The organism is Blautia liquoris, from assembly GCF_015159595.1.
Lineage (GTDB): Bacteria > Bacillota > Clostridia > Lachnospirales > Lachnospiraceae > Novisyntrophococcus > Novisyntrophococcus liquoris.
Genome location: NZ_CP063304.1, coordinates 2,969,413 through 2,987,495, shown reverse-complemented (window position 1 = coordinate 2,987,495; position 18,083 = coordinate 2,969,413). Strand labels below are relative to the sequence as shown.

General features: G+C 44.5%; 13 protein-coding genes, 2 rRNA genes and 1 other RNA gene. 14 read left to right on the top strand and 2 right to left on the bottom strand.

The features are described 5' to 3' along the window. Positions 1-78 precede the first annotated feature (78 nt). From INP51_RS13465 to INP51_RS13455, 3 genes are read left to right on the top strand one after another with little or no spacing between them, the layout of a single operon-like run. The gene (locus tag INP51_RS13465; RefSeq protein WP_193735330.1) at positions 79-3,624 is read left to right on the top strand and encodes a DUF5717 family protein; all 3,546 of its coding nucleotides are present in this window, start codon (positions 79-81) and stop codon (positions 3,622-3,624) included. A 31-nt stretch (positions 3,625-3,655) separates the two neighbouring features. Next, positions 3,656-4,900 (top strand): DUF5716 family protein, encoded by a 1,245-nt coding sequence (locus INP51_RS13460; protein WP_193735329.1) that lies wholly within the window; start codon positions 3,656-3,658, stop codon positions 4,898-4,900. Positions 4,901-4,905: 5 nt separating this feature from the next. Continuing rightward, positions 4,906-5,673 carry a hypothetical protein gene (locus INP51_RS13455; protein WP_193735328.1) on the top strand — a complete coding sequence of 256 codons (768 nt, stop codon included), beginning with the start codon at positions 4,906-4,908 and terminating at the stop codon, positions 5,671-5,673. A gap of 310 nt (positions 5,674-5,983) precedes the next feature. Here INP51_RS13455 and ffs read toward each other — a convergent pair. Next, positions 5,984-6,245: signal recognition particle sRNA large type (gene ffs, locus INP51_RS13450), an RNA gene on the bottom strand. Positions 6,246-6,399: 154 nt separating this feature from the next. Here ffs and dnaX point away from each other — a divergent pair. From dnaX to INP51_RS13420, 6 genes are read left to right on the top strand one after another with little or no spacing between them, the layout of a single operon-like run. Next, complete coding sequence (gene dnaX / locus INP51_RS13445; RefSeq protein ID WP_193735327.1) at positions 6,400-7,998, top strand: DNA polymerase III subunit gamma/tau; 1,599 nt, start codon at positions 6,400-6,402, stop codon at positions 7,996-7,998. Between the two features lie 26 nt (positions 7,999-8,024). After that, positions 8,025-8,369, top strand: coding sequence for a YbaB/EbfC family nucleoid-associated protein (locus INP51_RS13440; protein WP_193735326.1), 345 nt, complete (start codon positions 8,025-8,027; stop codon positions 8,367-8,369). Next, the gene (gene recR, locus INP51_RS13435; RefSeq protein ID WP_193735325.1) at positions 8,369-8,965 is read left to right on the top strand and encodes a recombination mediator RecR; all 597 of its coding nucleotides are present in this window, start codon (positions 8,369-8,371) and stop codon (positions 8,963-8,965) included. The genes INP51_RS13440 and recR overlap by 1 nt, the downstream gene beginning before the upstream one ends. Positions 8,966-8,994: 29 nt before the next feature. After that, positions 8,995-9,648 carry a fructose-6-phosphate aldolase gene (gene fsa, locus INP51_RS13430; protein WP_193735324.1) on the top strand — a complete coding sequence of 218 codons (654 nt, stop codon included), beginning with the start codon at positions 8,995-8,997 and terminating at the stop codon, positions 9,646-9,648. Positions 9,649-9,697: 49 nt separating this feature from the next. Further along, entirely contained in the window at positions 9,698-10,540 is an 843-nt protein-coding gene (locus INP51_RS13425; protein ID WP_193735323.1) for a transketolase, read from the top strand. Then, the gene (locus INP51_RS13420; protein WP_193735322.1) at positions 10,528-11,466 is read left to right on the top strand and encodes a transketolase family protein; all 939 of its coding nucleotides are present in this window, start codon (positions 10,528-10,530) and stop codon (positions 11,464-11,466) included. Before INP51_RS13425 ends, INP51_RS13420 begins: the two co-directional genes overlap by 13 nt. Before the next feature lie 93 nt (positions 11,467-11,559). Here INP51_RS13420 and yyaC read toward each other — a convergent pair whose 3' ends face one another. After that, positions 11,560-12,186, bottom strand: a complete 627-nt coding sequence (gene yyaC, locus INP51_RS13415; RefSeq protein ID WP_193735321.1) for a spore protease YyaC — start codon at positions 12,184-12,186, stop codon at positions 11,560-11,562. A gap of 316 nt (positions 12,187-12,502) precedes the next feature. Between yyaC and INP51_RS13410 the strand changes: the two genes are divergently transcribed. The 5 genes from INP51_RS13410 (at position 12,503) to rrf (ending at position 18,063) form a co-directional block, all read left to right on the top strand. Further along, a complete protein-coding gene (locus tag INP51_RS13410; RefSeq protein ID WP_193735320.1) occupies positions 12,503-13,774 on the top strand; it encodes a LysM peptidoglycan-binding domain-containing protein in 1,272 nt (423 codons plus the stop codon). Between the two features lie 103 nt (positions 13,775-13,877). Next, positions 13,878-15,161, top strand: coding sequence for a DUF5711 family protein (locus INP51_RS13405; protein WP_193735319.1), 1,284 nt, complete (start codon positions 13,878-13,880; stop codon positions 15,159-15,161). 20 nt (positions 15,162-15,181) lie between these two features. After that, positions 15,182-15,865: a CvpA family protein gene (locus INP51_RS13400; RefSeq protein WP_193735318.1), complete on the top strand. Its 684-nt coding sequence runs from the start codon at positions 15,182-15,184 to the stop codon at positions 15,863-15,865. 434 nt (positions 15,866-16,299) lie between these two features. Continuing rightward, positions 16,300-17,834, top strand: a 16S ribosomal RNA gene (locus tag INP51_RS13395). Between the two features lie 111 nt (positions 17,835-17,945). Beyond that, positions 17,946-18,063: ribosomal RNA gene (rrf, locus tag INP51_RS13390) — 5S ribosomal RNA — on the top strand. Positions 18,064-18,083 lie beyond the last annotated feature (20 nt).

Below are 18,083 nucleotides of genomic sequence, written 5' to 3'. Positions count from 1 at the left end.
TTGGAAATTCAAGTTTCTTCGTGTATACTATATGAAAAAAATAAGAAAGTCAAGTGTTAAAGGCATGGTGAAAAGACATTGAGAAGAAGAATAGAACAGCTCATGGATGGCCGTTTTGAATATGAAGTACCGGCTTTTCTTACCTCCGAATCTGATATCTCCCTTACAATCTGCGAAGGAAAGAATTATAACGGAGAATTCAGTGTGGGGGCAGAGGATGGAAGCCGTATAAAGGGTGTCGCTACAACGAACAACCGAAGGATTGTTCTGGCGAAAGATAAATTTTCAGGGAGTACCAGTAAAATCATCTATGGAATCGACACACAGGGTCTGACATCGGGGGATCAGATTACCGGTGATATTGTGCTGTCCGGCAATATCGGAGAACTTATCATCCCTGTGACAGCTGATATCGTGGAGGCGGAGATTTTGACGTCGAAGACGAAGATTCGGACTCTTTGCGATTTTGCGGCACTTGCCATGAAGAATTCCCGTGAAGCCTTTCGGCTTTTTACGAATGAGCATTTTATCAGACTGCTGAAAGGAGAGGACAGTGCATATGGTGTTCTCTACCGGGGTATGTCGCACAATCCGGTGACTTATCAGCATATGGAGGAATTTTTGATTGCGGCCAGAAAGAAAGAGCCTGTTATCCTTTCTCTTGATCAGGATAAGAAAGGTATTTATCAGATCAATCACTCTCAAAAGGATTCGTTTTTTATCTATAAGAGTACATGGGGATATGTACGCATGGAGATCGAGGTTGTCGGGGATTTTCTGGAAGTCGAGAAGAAGGTTGTGAGCACAGATGACTTTATTGGGAAAGTATATAGACTGGAATACGTAGTAAAAGCAGATAAACTTGGGCAAGGGAAAAGATTCGGGAAGATTGTTGTACATAATGTTCATCAGACACTTGAATTCAACATAGAAGCCAGTCTGGATCGGGGAGGGCGCCTGTTTCCGACAAGATTGAAAGAACAAAAGACGATGGAACTTATGCAGGATTATTTAAAACTGCAGCTGCACAGGATGGATTACAGAACCTGGCTTGACAAATCTCTCGCTTCTCTGAAAGAACTTGCCAGTGCGGATTGTATGGACCCTATGCTGACTTTTTATGAGACTTACCTGTACTACATCAATGAAGACCTGACAAGGGCGATGGAGGTTCTGTGGAATTTTAAAGAGAGATCCGAACCGGCAACATCACCGCGCGAACAGGGAATTTACTGCTTTCTGGCTAAGAACTTAAACCTTTTGGAGCCCGAAAGGCAATATATATATCCGAAGATTCGAGCATATGTGCAGGAAAAACCAGATGACTATTATCTGATGAAGATATTGATGGAGGAAGATGAAGCTTACCAGCATGCACCTTACCAACAGTTGCGTCTGCTGGAACATACTTATGAGTGTGGCTGCAGAAGTCCGCTTTTATACCTCGACGCATGGCAGCTGCTGAAACAGCAGGAGGGATTGCTCAGAAGATTTTCTCCGTTTATGATACAGACTTTGAATTTTGCACAGAAACAGAATGTCTTAGATGATTCTCTGCTGAAACGGGCGGCGTTTTTGTCTGATAATCTGAAAGGATTTCACAATTTTGTATATCGTCTGCTTTGCACCGGATATGAAAGTTTTCCCGGCGATGAAGTTCTGGAGGCGATCTGTAAGCTGATCATGAAGGGAACACCTGCAAAGAAAGAGTATTTCAGATGGTATAGCCTCGCCGTAGAGCGAGAACTACGGATTACGCGGCTATATGAATATTATATCGAGTCGATTGATGAAGGCTGCAAGAAGGTGCTGCCTCAGGTGATTCGCATGTATTTTGCCTATAATAATACGTTAAGTGACCGAAAGAAGGCATTTATCTATGCAAATGTAATTCAAAACAAGGGACAGGATCAGACGACTTACTTAAGCTATAGATCGGATATGGAGGAATTTGCGAAAGAAAAGGTGCTCGAGGGAAAGATAAACGAGAACTATGCCCTCATATACCAGGAGTTTCTGACAGAAGTCGACAGTGTGATGCTTGCCAGGGCCCTGCTCGGTGTAATGTTCATACAAAAAGTAGGCGTTAAAGATAAGAATATCCGCAATGTGGTCGTCTGTCACAAAGCTCTTGTGAAAGAACAGGTATACCCTGTATCGGAACAGTGTGCGTATGTAAATATCTACAGTCAAGATGCAAGAATTTTACTGGAGGATGCAAAACTTCGGCGATATGGGACGACCATTCCATTTACAGTGGAAAAATTGATGGATGAAGAAAAACTGGCACATATGTGCGGCGGATATGGTTTTGAACATCCTGGCCTGTTACTCCATCTGTGCCAGGAACAACCGTCACAGATGGAGGTGAACAGGCAGAACTTGTCCAATTACTGGCTTACCTCGAAATCAGATGCATTTACAAGGGAATATAAAGATGCCGTTCGAAAGAGCATATTGGACTATCTGGCAGCACATCCCAAAACAAAGGGACTTAAAGAGTATTTCAGAGGCGATGCGATCCTGGAATATGCGAAAATCAACAGATCAGATACCATCGCAGTGCTGACCAGACACGAGATGTATGAAGAAGCATTTTTAGCCGCCACGAGGCTGGGGATAGAAGGTGTGGACAGCACAGTACTGCTGATTCTTGCAGACTCGATGATTCAGTCCATGGAGGGAGAAAAAGATGAGGAATTGATCTATCTTGCCGATTATGTCACAAGGCAGAATAAATATAATGAGACAGTTCTGGAATATCTCTGCAGGTATTATACTGGATCCGTGGCACAGATGACGGATCTATGGAAAAAAGTAAAAGGATTTGACATTGACAGCTATAAACTTGATGAGAGAATACTGATTTTTTCCATGTATGTCAGATCATTCCCACAGCAGCAGGATAAAATCCTTGACAGCTATGTTATGCAGCAGGGAAAACAGCGGGTCATAGCTGCCTATCTCACTTACATTGCATATGCTTACTTTATGGAGGAAAAAGGCATCGATTCGGGATGTTTCATGTACCTGGAAAAGACCTGTGAGAGAGGTTGGGAGATGGATATCGTATGTCGTCTGGCTCTGCTGAAATATTATTCAACGTGTAATCATCTGACGAGAGAACAGGAAAACCTAATCGAAAAGATCTTGTCGGAATGTGACCAAAAGGGGCTGAGATTTGCCTTTTTCAAGAAGCTGCCATCTCATCTGACGGAGTCTTGTCAGGTGGAAGACAAGGTTTTTATAGAAGAAAGGTTCCATCAGGGGAGCAGAGTAGTTCTGCATTACTCACTCAGACAAAACGACAAAGAACCCGCCGTCTATAAAAGTGAACCAATGCGTGAGATGTATCAGGGGATTTTCACGAAAGAATTTCTGCTGTTTTACGGTGAGATTCTCGACTACTATCTGAGCGTCGAGAAAGAAGGGGCAATCACGACAACACCGAAGAAACGGATTGTCTTGCATGATGTTGAAGCCGACGGGAGAACCCGCTATCGATTGCTGAATCAGATTCTGGCTTTTCGGTCACTGGGAAATAAAGATGCCATGAATACTGCACTTAAGACTTATCTGGAGCAGGAAATATTCGCCACATCTGCATTTGAATTGATGGATTAATGGAGTCTGAAGATGAACTCGGAGGTGGAAGATGGAACAGAAAAATTTGATAATCGGACTTGAGTTTAATCCGAAAGAGTCCCAGATATGCTATTATGACCGGACTTGCGGCGATGCAATATCGGCGGAAGTGAAGGTGGGGAGCGACCAATATGCTTTTCCGACGTTACTTTGTAAAAGCCTGGGAAAAGATGAGTGGTATTTTGGCCTGGAAGCACTATATTTTGCGGAACACAAAAACGGCATCCTGATTGACAGACTCTATGATCTGTGTATGGATGGAAAATCCGTCGTCATAGATGGCCAGGAATATGAACCTGGAGTATTGTTGTCTGCCTATCTGACGAAAGCGATAAGTATGCTGGGTATCACCTCGCCATCCAGACAGATTGCAGGGATGATGATGACAGCTCCAACCTTGAATCGAACTTTCGTGCGGACGGTACGGGATGCGTATGAACGGGTTAAAATTCCGAAAAGCAGATGTTTTTTGCAGGATTATGATGAGAGTTTTTACCACTATTCTCTTTATCAGAAAAAAGAGCTTTGGAGCAGAAACGTAGCACTGTTTTCATTTGACGGTGATGATGTCACATTTTCTTCTTTGAAGATGGACTACCAAACGAAACCGGCAACTGCACGGGTGACGCCGAAAAATATGAAGCGACTTTCGCAGGATCCTGTGACAAGAGATGAAGATTTCTGCTATATGATTAACAAATCTTTTGGGAATGAAATATACTCGAGTGTATTTTTGATCGGCGATGGGATTGACAAGAATTGGGCGGTACGTTCAATTGCACTGCTATGTAAAAACAGAAGGCATGTATTCTATGGGAATAATCTGTACGCCAAAGGTGCCTGTTTCTCTGCATTTGAAAAGGTAGAAGAGCGCCGGCTAAAGGACTATCTGTTTGTGGGAAATGCTCTGATTCGTCACAATATAGGAATGGATATGAACATCAATGGATCCCCGGCTTACTATCCTATGATTGGAGCTGGTGTAAACTGGTATGAGGCTGCGAAAGACTGCGAGCTGATTCTGGATCAGACAGATGAACTGGTATTTGTTGTCAGCGATATGGAAGATGGCAGGCGTACACGATATACGATGCCGCTTCCGGGGCTTCCAAAGAGACCGAATAAGACAACGAGACTCTCACTGCACCTGGAATATGATTCACCGGACAGATGTCAAATCAGGGTGGAAGATCTGGGTTTTGGGGATATGTATCCGTCCGGCAAAAAGGTTTGGAATGAAAGCATGGAGGGATGAGAAGTATGGGATATATATTATGTCAGGTGCCGAGGGCGAAAAATCCTTATTACATAGAAAATATAAGTACGAATATTTATTCAATAGAGGAACTGTGCTACTATATGTATCATAATATTTATCTTCTTGATGAAAGCATAATGAACGAGAGCCTGTGTTTATGGATCCGAGATGAACTGGGGCTCGAGAAATTATGCCAGAAACTACTTTCGCTTACCGGGGACAATATGGATGTCGGCGAATTCATACTTCCGATTTTTAAAGAGATCAACTACCTTACTTACACTGAGTTTAAAGAAATCAGCAAAAAACTGAAAACACTCGAGGAGCAGCCAGAAGGCGTGAGAATGAAACAAAAAGGAGATTATCTTTTCAGCCACGAAAAGTATATCAATGCAATTCGCGTCTATATGCAGGCCCTCCAGAAAACAAAAAGTGATAACCTGGGAGTTCAGTATAAAGGAAGCATCTACAACAATATGGGGTGTACATATGCCCGGCTTTTTCAGACTGCCGAAGCCTTCGAATGTTTTGAGCATGCTTATGACATTCTCCACTCCGGACGTGCCCTGAAAAGTTATCTTCTCTCTGCATACTTCAACAAGGGGAAAGAACTCTATGAGCAGCTCTGCGAGAAAGAAGGCGTTGACCAGAAGACAAAGCATATGATGGATGCCCAGATTAAAAAAGCACAGGACGTTGTACTTCCGAAAAATATTGATCCGCTTCTCGATAATTGGGCTTTAAGCTATCACAGAAGCACTGATTTATAACACTTTGTATTCTTATGATTTTGATTCATACAAAATACAACAAAAGTATACATAAAATAACAAAAAATATAAAATAAATATAAAAAACGAAAAATGTAATATGGATTTAAGATTGATATGTTACAATGATATCGAGGAACGCGGAAACACTTTTGTGCAGAACCGCATATTCACATCAAAACATATTCCGTATGTTTTTCATTACACGTCTTATTATATGTCTTTATCTATCACAAAGAGGACCTTTTGAAATCATCACAGATCTCAAAGGTCCTTTGTCATTCAATAGTTAGAAAAAGTATATTTAATACCGTGCGCCTCGCTTCGAACGGACATCATGAACGATACCTTTACAGTTAGCTCGGCCCAGGCACCCTCACGGCACACGAAAGGTTCTACTTAGTGCTGCTGCATTCCTGCCCTGACACGGTTCATAGATTCTCGTTGCGTAAGACCCGGGCGTCATCGCCACTTTTAAAGGCCGGCTTCACAATGGGAAGTCCTCGGCTTGGCATCACCCCTGCTTTAGCGGATTGCAGGTACAGGGCACCGCTATCTCCCCGGCTGCACGGATTAAAAAATTATAACCTCTTTTGGACAATTTGTCAATGGTCCGGGATGAAAATTTGACTTGTTAGGACAACAAAAATAAGTTATACTACAGGGTAGGCGTTTGTAAAAACCTGGGACAGTAACTGTCCTTTAATTAAAGAAAGGTGAGATGGCATGAGCTATACTGCTCTATATCGGAAGTTCCGCCCGGATACATTCGACGATGTGAAGGGACAAGACCATATTGTAACCACATTAAAGAACCAGATGAAAGCGGACCGCATCGGCCATGCATATCTGTTCTGTGGAACAAGAGGAACCGGAAAAACCACGGTGGCCAAGATTCTGGCAAAAGTGGTAAACTGTGAACATCCTGTGGATGGTAATCCCTGCAACACATGCGACTCTTGCAAAGCGATCAGTGCAGGCGTATCAACGAATGTGATAGAGATCGACGCTGCTTCCAATAATGGCGTGGATAACATCCGGGAGATTCGGGAGGAAGTGGCATATCGTCCCACGAACGGGAAGTATAAAGTATATATCATTGATGAAGTCCATATGCTTTCCACGGGGGCGTTTAATGCACTGCTAAAGACACTGGAAGAACCGCCGTCCTATGTGATTTTTATTCTTGCGACGACAGAGGTGAACAAGATTCCGGTTACGATTCTTTCTCGCTGTCAGCATTACGATTTCAGGCGAATCACAATTGACACCATCACAGACCGACTGGCAGACCTGATGCAGGAAGAAAAGGTGGATGTACAGGAACGTGCACTGCGCTACGTGGCAAGAGCGGCAGATGGTTCGATGAGAGATGCATTAAGTCTGCTGGATCAGTGCATTGCATTTTACCTCGGGGAGACACTGACTTACGATAAGGTTCTTGAAGTTCTGGGAACCGTGGATACTGAAGTGTTCTCCCAACTGCTTCGTAAAGTAATCACTCAGGATGTGGCGGCAAGTATTCATATTCTGGAACAGCTGGTGAATGACGGAAAAGAGATGGGCCAGTTTGTGAACGATTTTACCTGGTATATGAGAAATTTGCTTTTAGTGAAGACTTCTGATAATCTGGAGGATGTACTTGATGTATCCACAGATAACCTGAAACTGATGGAAGAAGAGAGCAAGATGGTTGAGGTGGATACACTGATGAGATATATCCGTGTCTTCTCAGAGCTGTCCGGTCAGATTCGATATGCCTCTCAAAAGCGTGTACTGGTCGAAATTGCGCTGATCAAATTATGCAGACCACAGATGGAGACCAATCTGGATTCTCTGACTGATCGCATCCGCACATTGGAAGAAAAGTTTGAGACGGGGATGCTGGTAAGTGAGGTCTCTGAAAAAGCATCGTCCCAAGATGAGGCGTACACTAGAAAAGAGAGTCAAATAGAGAGAGAAAAACCCAAAAAAGCGGCTCCCGAAGACTTGAAGAAAGTACGGGCACAGTGGAAGATGATTGCCGGTGCCATAGAAAGTCCACTTCTTCGCCAGTACCTTTCCAGGGCAATTCCAAAGTACAATGGTGAGACCGGCGAAAACAAGTTGTACATCGAGTTCCAGGATGAGAATGCCCGGATGTACGTGGACAACGAAGAAGCAAAACAAGAGATCGAATCAATAATAGAAGAACAAACCAATAAGTCTGTTGAAACTGAATTGGTGATTGCAAAAAGCCACAGCCATGAAAATCTGGCAAAGATTGATCTCGATACGATATTAAAAGAAAAGATTCATATGCCTATAGAGCTGGAAGATGACTAATAATAAAAAATCAAGGAGGATGTGTTATGGCAAAAAGAGGAGGATTTTCGGGCGGGATGCCTGGAAACATGAACAATTTGATGAAGCAGGCCCAGAAGATGCAGCGTCAGATGGAGGAGAACCAGAAAGTTCTTGAGGAGAAGGAATTCACGGCAACTGCAGGAGGAGGAGCTGTGGAGGTTACAATCTCCGGGAAAAAGGAGATCACAAAGGTGAAGCTCTCGGAAGAAGTGGTAGATCCCGATGACATTGAGATGCTTGAAGATCTTGTCATGGCTGCGGTAAATGAGGCCATCCGCAAGGAAGAGGAAGAATCCTCGAAGATGATGTCCAAGATGACAGGTGGATTAGGTGGAGGCTTGCCCTTTTAATGGATTACTACAGCGAATATATCAATAAGCTGATTGAACAATTGTCGAGACTGCCCGGTATTGGAACCAAGTCGGCACAGCGCCTGGCATTTCATATTATTCATATGCCAAAGGATCAGGTGCGGCAACTGACAGATTCAGTCCTTGAGGCACGTGAGAATGTACAGTACTGCAAGGAGTGCTGTACACTGACAGACCGCGAGATCTGTCCGATCTGCGCCAATGAAAAGCGCGATCACGGACAGATTATGGTCGTAGAAAATACCAGAGATCTTGCCGCCTACGAGAAGACCGGAAAATTCGAAGGTGTCTATCACGTGCTGCACGGTGCGATATCGCCGATGCTCGGTATCGGGCCGGATGACATTAAGCTGAAAGAACTCATGAAGAGACTGCAAAAAGATGTACATGAAGTGATTATTGCTACTAATTCCAGTCTGGAAGGTGAGACAACGGCGATGTATATCAGTAAATTAATCAAACCCACCCAAATTAAGGTGACACGGATCGCAAGTGGTGTCCCGGTGGGAGGGGATCTGGAATATATTGACGAGGTAACTTTACTTCGTGCACTGGAAGGAAGAGTAGAACTGTAGGTTAGAAACAGGGGATATGGAGGATACAGATGAAATTTTTTATCGACACAGCAAACATAGAAGATATCAAAAAAGCAAATGATATGGGAGTAATCTGCGGGGTTACTACGAATCCATCACTGATTGCAAAAGAAGGAAGAGATTTCAATGAGGTGATCAGACAGATAACGTCAATTGTCGATGGACCGGTCAGCGGTGAAGTTAAGGCGACAACGACGGATGCAAAAGGAATGATCAGAGAAGGACGAGAAATTGCCTCGATTCATCCAAATATGGTCGTAAAGATTCCGATGACAGCAGAAGGGTTAAAGGCATGTAAAACCTTAAGTTCAGAAGGCATCAAGGTGAATGTAACCCTGATCTTCTCGGCGAACCAGGCACTTTTGGCTGCAAGGGCAGGTGCTACTTTCGTATCCCCGTTCTTGGGGCGTCTGGATGATATTAATGTCCGAGGTGTAGATCTAATAAAAGAAATCAGCAAAATATTCAAAGTGGCAGGTCTGGATACCGAAATTATCGCAGCCAGTATCCGCAATCCGATTCATGTTACAGACTGCGCACTGGCAGGGGCCGATATTGCCACGGTTCCCTACAAAGTAATTGAGCAGATGACCAAACATCCCTTGACCGACGCAGGAATAAAAAAATTCCAGGATGATTATAAAGCAGTGTTTGGAGAATAAGAACATTGCGGAGCAATCCGTATTTTCAGATAATTGAAAGGAGAAATAGATGAATACACGAGAGCTTCAAAAGACAGCGAATGAGGTTCGAAAAGGAATCATAACGGCTGTTCATGGCGGAAAAGCCGGCCATCCGGGCGGATCGCTGTCAGCAGCTGATATACTGACCTATTTGTACTTTGATGAAATGCAAAATATAGATCCGAAGGATCCGAAGAAACCGGACCGCGACCGATTTGTCCTTTCAAAAGGACACGCGGCACCAGGATTGTATTCAGTTTTAGCGGAAAAAGGATATTTTCCGAAGAAGGATCTGCCGACCCTGCGTCACACAGGTTCTTACCTGCAGGGGCATCCGGATATGAAACACGTTCCCGGAGTAGATATGACCACCGGTTCGCTTGGACAAGGAGTTTCTGCGGCAGCAGGTATGGCACTTTCGGCGAAAATTTTTGGTGATGATTACAGAGTATATACTCTTTTAGGAGACGGCGAGTTACAGGAAGGTGAAGTGTGGGAAGCTGCCATGTTCGCCGGATCCAGAAATCTTGATAATCTGGTTGCCATCATAGACAACAATGGCCTTCAGATTGACGGTAATGTGGCAGATATCTGTACCCCTTATCCGATTGATAAGAAGTTTGAGGCTTTCAATTTTCATGTGATCAGACTGGAAGATGGCAATGATATGGACAAGATCCGAGCAGCGTTTGATGAGGCCAGAACCATAAAAGGAAAACCAGTTGCAATTGTTGCAAAAACTGTGAAGGGAAAGGGCGTTTCCTATATGGAAGGAGAAGCAGGCTGGCATGGCAAAGCACCAAATGACAAAGAATATGAAGTGGCCATGAAAGACCTGGAAAGGATCGGTGAGAAATTATGTCAGATATAAAGAAAATCGCGACCAGGGAATCTTATGGGGAGGCTCTCGTGGAGTTGGGAAGAGAACACAGCGATCTGGTAGTTCTGGATGCAGATCTGGCCGCATCAACCAAGACAGGGGTCTTTAAAAAAGTATTTCCAAAGCGTCATGTGGACTGTGGAATTGCTGAGGCCAATATGATGGATATTGCGGCGGGAATCGCTGCAGCCGGGAAAGTTCCGTTTGCCAGTACATTCGCTATGTTTGCAGCCGGCCGTGCATATGAGCAGGTCCGCAACGGGATTGGATATCCTCATCTGAATGTGAAAATCGGTGCAACCCATGCGGGAATTTCCGTGGGAGAGGACGGTGCGACACATCAGGCCATTGAAGATATTGCATTAATGCGGGTGATTCCCGGAATGACCGTGATCTGTCCGGCTGATGACATAGAGGCAAGAGCAGCTGTTCATGCTGCATATGAGACTCCAGGACCGGTCTATCTCAGATTCGGGCGTCTGCCGGTTCCGGTGATCAATGACCGACCGGATTACAAATTCGAAATAGGCAAGGGAGTCGTATTAAAAGAAGGAAAAGATCTCACTGTTATTTCCACCGGCCTTTGCGTGCCGGAAACGTTGGAGGCGGCATATCAGTTGGAAAAAGAGGGAATAAGTGTGAAAGTGATCAACATTCATACGATCAAACCCCTCGACGAAGAGTTGGTTATAAAAGCGGCGAGAGAAACCGGAAAAGTCGTGACCGTGGAAGAACATTCCGTAATTGGCGGACTGGGCAGTGCGGTGTGCGATACACTGAGCACCAATGCACCGACAAAGGTGATGAAAATCGGAGTTCAGGATCAGTTTGGCGAATCCGGACCGGCACTGGAACTTCTGGATAAATACGAATTGAATGCCAGAGGTATCTACAAACAGATAAAAAGCTGGATTTAAAACGAATATTCACCATAACAGAATGTATCAATTAAAATTGAGAAAAGTAAAAGGGCTGCACCGGCTGTTTAAAACCAGCTGTGTGCGGTCCTTTTAACAAAAACATTTTCCAGATATGGAGGGAATCCTTTTCTTTGCAAGTTGTCGGATATAATAGCTGCCCAGTATTCCGCCGCTGATGGAATCGGCCATCCGCATGACATCGGAAAGTCTGGTGCTAGAAAGGAGAAGATGAGGTGAAATTCCTGTCTGGTTTACAATACCTGTGATAAAGATATGCCCGACTGCCGGAAGATCTTTGCTTACACCTGCACCGGGCAGAATCGCTCCTTCTCCCACACAGATACATCCCTGATGGGTGGTCGAACCAAGTGATGCATCAATTGCGATAATCAATGCCTGTGGATGTGCATATTGTATATCATTTATTACATCTGTCAGATTTAATGCATGTACTGGATCATCGAGAGTTCCATATACAGTGTAAGGGTGTATGCCTTTTTGATTCAGCTGACTTCCAGTCAGGGGACCGAGACAATCTCCTGTGATTCGGTCACTGCCGATACATAGAAATATTAGATCATTCCAGCTAAAATTCATATGGGATATATAATATTCCAGAGCATTTCCAATCTCTGTACTCGCGTGTATGCTGTCTGCATTTACATAACAAGTCTCATTTTTTGTTTTTCGAAACATAGCTGCCCCTATCTGCCCCATCGGACTATGATTTTACGACCCTGGTAGCATTCCCCATTAGTTTATAGAATATTCGTAAACTCCATATTTCATTCCAACTGCATCACGGCCTTTTGCACGCATAAACGCTACAGAATGACAAGCTGCTCATAGAGAAACCGGGATTTCCGGGGGGAGAAAGATGATATTGATGGAATATGTCGATAAAATCTGGGGTTTCGCTTTCATATTTTGATAAATTCTGCAGTTATGTTGTGCTATTGTATTGTAGAATTGCGGGAGCACATCATGCGGTGCAGCTCGTAAGCATCATCGAGGCAAAAAAGGGGTGATTTGAATGATTGAGATTGTGTATAAAGAAGACAAAAGTAAGGCGAAAGGTAATGAAGAATTTTTTTACTTGCCTAAAAACATCAGACAAATTGGAGAAATCGGGGGAGCACGTAAGATTTATATGGAGGATTATGTCTATACATTCTTAAGACGCATGAGTATGGATAAGGAAGCAGTGGGACATATAGCCATATTACTGGGGAGATACAAGTGGGCAGAGGGAAAATCCTATCTGTTTATACAAAGTGCAGTGGAGATACAGGATATGGAGGTGACTCCGGAACATATTCAGTTTACGGACAAGGTGTGGGGAGAAGTACATGATACGATGGAAAAGTACTTCCGTGGACAGGAAATTCTGGGATGGGTTTTGAGCCTTCCCGGATTCAACTTCGATATCAATGATGTGATCCTGAAAACGCATCTGAATCACTTTGCAGGAAATGATAAGGTCCTTTTTCTGATGGAGCCGGCGGAGAAGGAAGAGAAATTCTACTTTTATGATAACGGCAGAATGACAAAAGAAAATGGCTATTATATCTACTATGAGAAAAATGAGCCAATGCAGGAATATATGATTGCGATCGGAAAGAATCGTTCGATAGAGGAAACAGAACAGGTGTCAGATCGTGCAGTGAATAATTTCAGGAAGGCTCTTGATAAGAAAAAAGAGACGGAAGAGAAACCGGAAAGCCAGGGAAACCACAACAAGGTTTATACACTGGCAGCATGTGTTGCCGTGGCGGTGATCGCTGTCGGATTTAACTATGCGAGGGGTTCCGGTTCACTGCCGGGAGTACTTGGCAGATTTAATGAGGATTCTGGGGGAAGTGAGACGGCAGCGGTGTCTGACTTTCCGGAAGATGATGATTTCGAGGAATCGCAGGGATCAGAGTCAATAAGCAGCAGTCTGTCATCATCAAAAAGTAAGAGTTCATCGGATTCAGATGGGAAAAGTTCGTCTTCTTCAAAAGAAGAGAGCACAGCATCTTCGGATGAAAGCGATGCAGACACCACACCGGACGTAACAACGACACCTGAGGCTGATTCTGCTGTTTCACCGGAGAATGCCCAGACGGACGGAAACTCTTCTGTGACATCAGGGACTGCAGTTTCCACAAAAGAATACATCGTACAAAAAGGTGATACCCTGAGTAGAATCAGTATCGCAAACTATGGAAATATGTCCATGGTGGCACAGATATGCGAACTCAATCATCTTGCAAATTCCGAATTGATTTACGAGGGACAGAAACTACTGCTTCCACAATCTTAAAGCATAATCTTTTGACCCCGGTATCATAGTATGGTACAATTAGAGGGTATTCGTAAAAATGCCATAAACTCACAGATAAGAGATTGAAAAAGGAATACATGAAATGGCAAAAAAAGAGATGAATTTTGAAGGACTTCAGAAAGCACTGGAAGATAAGGTGGACACTCCCCTGGAGCTGGAAAAGCTCGAAGCTGCTGTCACTGATGAGACGAAAAACGATGTAAAACCAGCAATTCGCCTGAGCGACTATAGAAAACAGCTGCGCCGTTACAGACAAAAACGGTGGGTTCGGTTTGGAACTGTAGTTCTGGGAGTTTTGCTGTTACTCTTTGGTGTAACACAGGTGATGAAATATTGGTCTTATGATTCCTATTCAGTACTAAAGGAACTTTCTGGTGATGATATGACAACAGCCTCTTGCAGCAAGATTGGAAATAAATTATTAAAATTCAGTCTGGACAGGGCAACTCTCACCGACAGTAAGGACAAGACCCTGTGGTCTTCGTCTTACACGATGAATGCTCCTGCTGTGACCAGCTGCCAGGATACAATTGCCATCTATGATACACAGGGAACGACTGTAAAAGTTTATCAGGATCAGGGGCTGATTGGAACGATATCTACGGACATGCCGATTGTAAAGGCGAAAGTTGCCAAACAAGGGGTTGTAGCCGCTATATTGGAGTCAGGTGATAACACCCGGATTCAGTATTATGACAAAGCTGGAAAAAGTATCGCTTCTTTTAAAAGTACGATGGGTGAACCCGGATATCCGATGGATCTGGCATTATCGGAAGATGGTCTGGTAATGGCTGTATCCTATCTTCAGATGAAACAGTCGGTTCCTAAGACTGAAGTCGTATTCTATAACTGGGGCAATGCTGGACAGAATAAGACAGATCATATTGTGAACCGTGAGACAATAAAAAATTGTGTAGCACCTGAGGTGCAGTATCTGGATCCATCCACATGTCTGCTATTTCTGGATGATGGATTCGCAGTTTATAAGGGAAAACAGATTCCAAAACGGACAACAAGAGTCTTTGAAAAAGAAGAGATTGTCAGTGTGTTCTATAACAGCAGTCACGCGGGCTATGTAATACATAACAACGATGTCGGGAAAGCATATACGATGAAAGTATATGATCTGGGAGGAAAAGAGATATTTTCACAGGACTTTGATTTTAATTATACTCAGATTACGATGGACGATAATCAGGTCCTGATGTATAACAACAGGCGGATGTGTACTTACAGCCTGTCAGGTGTGAAGAAATTTGAAGGAAATATTAGTGAAGGAATCTTGAATACGGTGATACCGCTTTCTCCAAACCGCTACATATTGGTGACGGATAATGGGAACTACGCTATAAAGCTTACAAAATAGCAGGAAAGAGGAGATCTTACATGAGTTGGCTGGCAATCATAATTCTGGCTATTTTGGCCTTGTCTGTGATTCAGGGAATAAGAAAAGGACTGATCCGGACGATTGTGTCTACATTTTTCTTCGTCTTTGTGATCATGATTTCCAACTGGCTCTCTCCCCATGTGGAAGGGTTTGTAAAAGAACACACGAAACTGCCTGAATATATCGAAGAGAAATTCACGGAATTTCAGGCGGAAAGAGGAGGAGAGCAGACTAGCGAGAGTGATCAGGCTAAGCAGGAGTTCATCTATTCACTACCGATTCCTGACTATATGCGACAGGAGATTATGAGTGACAGTGATGCATCCTCGGGCCAGGGGACTGTTACATTCACGGAGTACCTTGTCAGCTATCTGAGCGAAAGTGCGTTAAGGATAATTGCATTTTTGATTGCTTTTGTGCTCTCAATCGTTCTTCTGCACATCATATTAAAGGCAGTCGATGTAGTGACAGATCTGCCGATTATTGGGTTTGCCAATCGGCTGGGAGGGGCAGCGGCAGGAATTGCCCGGGCTCTTCTGTGGTTGTGGCTTTTCTTTGGGATCTTGACGCTGTGTTCCAATACAGGCTGGGGAAGTCAGTTTATGCAGGAGATTGACAAGGATCCCTTTCTCAATTACTTGTATACCCATAATCTTCTGGTGAAGCTTATTTTTAAGATGTGAATGCAGCCCCGATAGTAAGTTCCTCTCTTGAAATATAGACCGTGGAACTTACTTTGGAAATTAAATGAAATGTGAGAAAGTCGGAAAAAGTCGAAAAACTTGTTGACAAAGGAATGTAGACATGGTATTATAAATAAGCTGTCAGCGAGACATAGAAATAAGACAGTAGACATCTCATATTGAGATAAAAAGAAAGAAAAAGTTCTTGACAAAGCAGATACAGCGTGATAAGATAATCAAGTTGCTGCAAAAACAGGAACGAACAGGAACCTTGATAATTAAACAGTAAAACACATCCTCGAAAGTCCATTTGAGAATTAACAATGAACGATCGAAAGATCCTTAAAAAACAGTAAAAGGGATAAATTAGCTAGTAGTTGATTTTGACCTGGAACGAACTTTGCATCAACTGAGAAATCAGCGGATGATCATATTGATCAGAGAGTTTGATCCTGGCTCAGGATGAACGCTGGCGGCGTGCTTAACACATGCAAGTCGAGCGAGAAATTCTTTCCAAAGTCTTCGGACAGAGGAAGGAATAGACAGCGGCGGACGGGTGAGTAACGCGTGGGGAACCTGCCTCGTACCGGGGGATAACAGTTGGAAACAGCTGCTAATACCGCATAAGCGCACAGCATCGCATGATGCCGTGTGAAAAACTCCGGTGGTATGAGATGGACCCGCGTTGGATTAGCTAGTTGGCAGGGCAAAGGCCTACCAAGGCAACGATCCATAGCCGGCCTGAGAGGGCGACCGGCCACATTGGGACTGAGACACGGCCCAGACTCCTACGGGAGGCAGCAGTGGGGAATCTTGCACAATGGGCGAAAGCCTGATGCAGCGACGCCGCGTGAGTGAAGAAGTATTTCGGTATGTAAAGCTCTATCAGCAGGGAAGAAAATGACGGTACCTGACTAAGAAGCCCCGGCTAACTACGTGCCAGCAGCCGCGGTAATACGTAGGGGGCAAGCGTTATCCGGATTTACTGGGTGTAAAGGGAGCGTAGACGGACCGGCAAGTCTGAAGTGAAATTCCAGGGCTCAACCCTGGGACTGCTTTGGAAACTGCAGATCTTGAGTACCGGAGGGGTAAGCGGAATTCCTAGTGTAGCGGTGAAATGCGTAGATATTAGGAAGAACACCAGTGGCGAAGGCGGCTTACTGGACGGTAACTGACGTTGAGGCTCGAAAGCGTGGGTAGCAAACAGGATTAGATACCCTGGTAGTCCACGCCGTAAACGATGAATGCTAGGTGTCGGGAAGCACAGCTTTTCGGTGCCGCCGCAAACGCATTAAGCATTCCACCTGGGGAGTACGTTCGCAAGAATAAAACTCAAAGGAATTGACGGGGACCCGCACAAGCGGTGGAGCATGTGGTTTAATTCGAAGCAACGCGAAGAACCTTACCAAATCTTGACATCCCTCTGACCGGTACGTAATGGTACCTTTCCTTCGGGACAGAGGAGACAGGTGGTGCATGGTTGTCGTCAGCTCGTGTCGTGAGATGTTGGGTTAAGTCCCGCAACGAGCGCAACCCTTATTGTCAGTAGCCAGCAGGTAGAGCTGGGCACTCTGATGAGACTGCCAGGGATAACCTGGAGGAAGGCGGGGATGACGTCAAATCATCATGCCCCTTATGATTTGGGCTACACACGTGCTACAATGGCGGAAACAGAGGGAAGCGAACGGGAGACCGGAAGCGAACCCCAAAAATAACGTCTCAGTTCGGATTGTAGTCTGCAACTCGACTACATGAAGCTGGAATCGCTAGTAATCGCGGATCAGAATGCCGCGGTGAATACGTTCCCGGGTCTTGTACACACCGCCCGTCACACCATGGGAGCCGGAAATGCCCGAAGCCTGTGACCGAACCTCTACGGAGGACGGAGCAGTCGAAGGTGGAGCTGGTAACTGGGGTGAAGTCGTAACAAGGTAGCCGTATCGGAAGGTGCGGCTGGATCACCTCCTTTCTAAGGAAACGGATGAGTAACCGGATGTGTTTTACTGTTTAGTTATCAAGTGTAAAAGTAACAGAAACGAAACTTTTACAGCTTGTCAGTCTCAAAACTGAATAACTAACTGCTGGCGGCGATGCGTTTAGGGGAAACACCCGTACCCATCCCGAACACGAAGGTTAAGCCTTAAGCGGCCGATGGTACTACACTGGTAACGGTGTGGGAGAGCAGGTGGCTGCCAGCACCTAATACAAAGTGTAGGTG

Excerpts from the sequence above, each read along its gene's own strand:
- INP51_RS13460 (WP_193735329.1), top strand. The coding sequence starts at position 3,656 with ATGGAACAGAAAAATTTGATAATCGGACTTGAGTTTAATCCGAAAGAG.
- INP51_RS13455 (WP_193735328.1), top strand. The coding sequence starts at position 4,906 with ATGGGATATATATTATGTCAGGTGCCGAGGGCGAAAAATCCTTATTAC.
- dnaX (WP_193735327.1), top strand. The coding sequence starts at position 6,400 with ATGAGCTATACTGCTCTATATCGGAAGTTCCGCCCGGATACATTCGAC.
- INP51_RS13440 (WP_193735326.1), top strand. The coding sequence starts at position 8,025 with ATGGCAAAAAGAGGAGGATTTTCGGGCGGGATGCCTGGAAACATGAAC.
- recR (WP_193735325.1), top strand. The coding sequence starts at position 8,369 with ATGGATTACTACAGCGAATATATCAATAAGCTGATTGAACAATTGTCG.
- fsa (WP_193735324.1), top strand. The coding sequence starts at position 8,995 with ATGAAATTTTTTATCGACACAGCAAACATAGAAGATATCAAAAAAGCA.
- INP51_RS13425 (WP_193735323.1), top strand. The coding sequence starts at position 9,698 with ATGAATACACGAGAGCTTCAAAAGACAGCGAATGAGGTTCGAAAAGGA.
- INP51_RS13420 (WP_193735322.1), top strand. The coding sequence starts at position 10,528 with ATGTCAGATATAAAGAAAATCGCGACCAGGGAATCTTATGGGGAGGCT.
- yyaC (WP_193735321.1), bottom strand. The coding sequence starts at position 12,186 with ATGGGGCAGATAGGGGCAGCTATGTTTCGAAAAACAAAAAATGAGACT.
- INP51_RS13410 (WP_193735320.1), top strand. The coding sequence starts at position 12,503 with ATGATTGAGATTGTGTATAAAGAAGACAAAAGTAAGGCGAAAGGTAAT.
- INP51_RS13405 (WP_193735319.1), top strand. The coding sequence starts at position 13,878 with ATGGCAAAAAAAGAGATGAATTTTGAAGGACTTCAGAAAGCACTGGAA.
- INP51_RS13400 (WP_193735318.1), top strand. The coding sequence starts at position 15,182 with ATGAGTTGGCTGGCAATCATAATTCTGGCTATTTTGGCCTTGTCTGTG.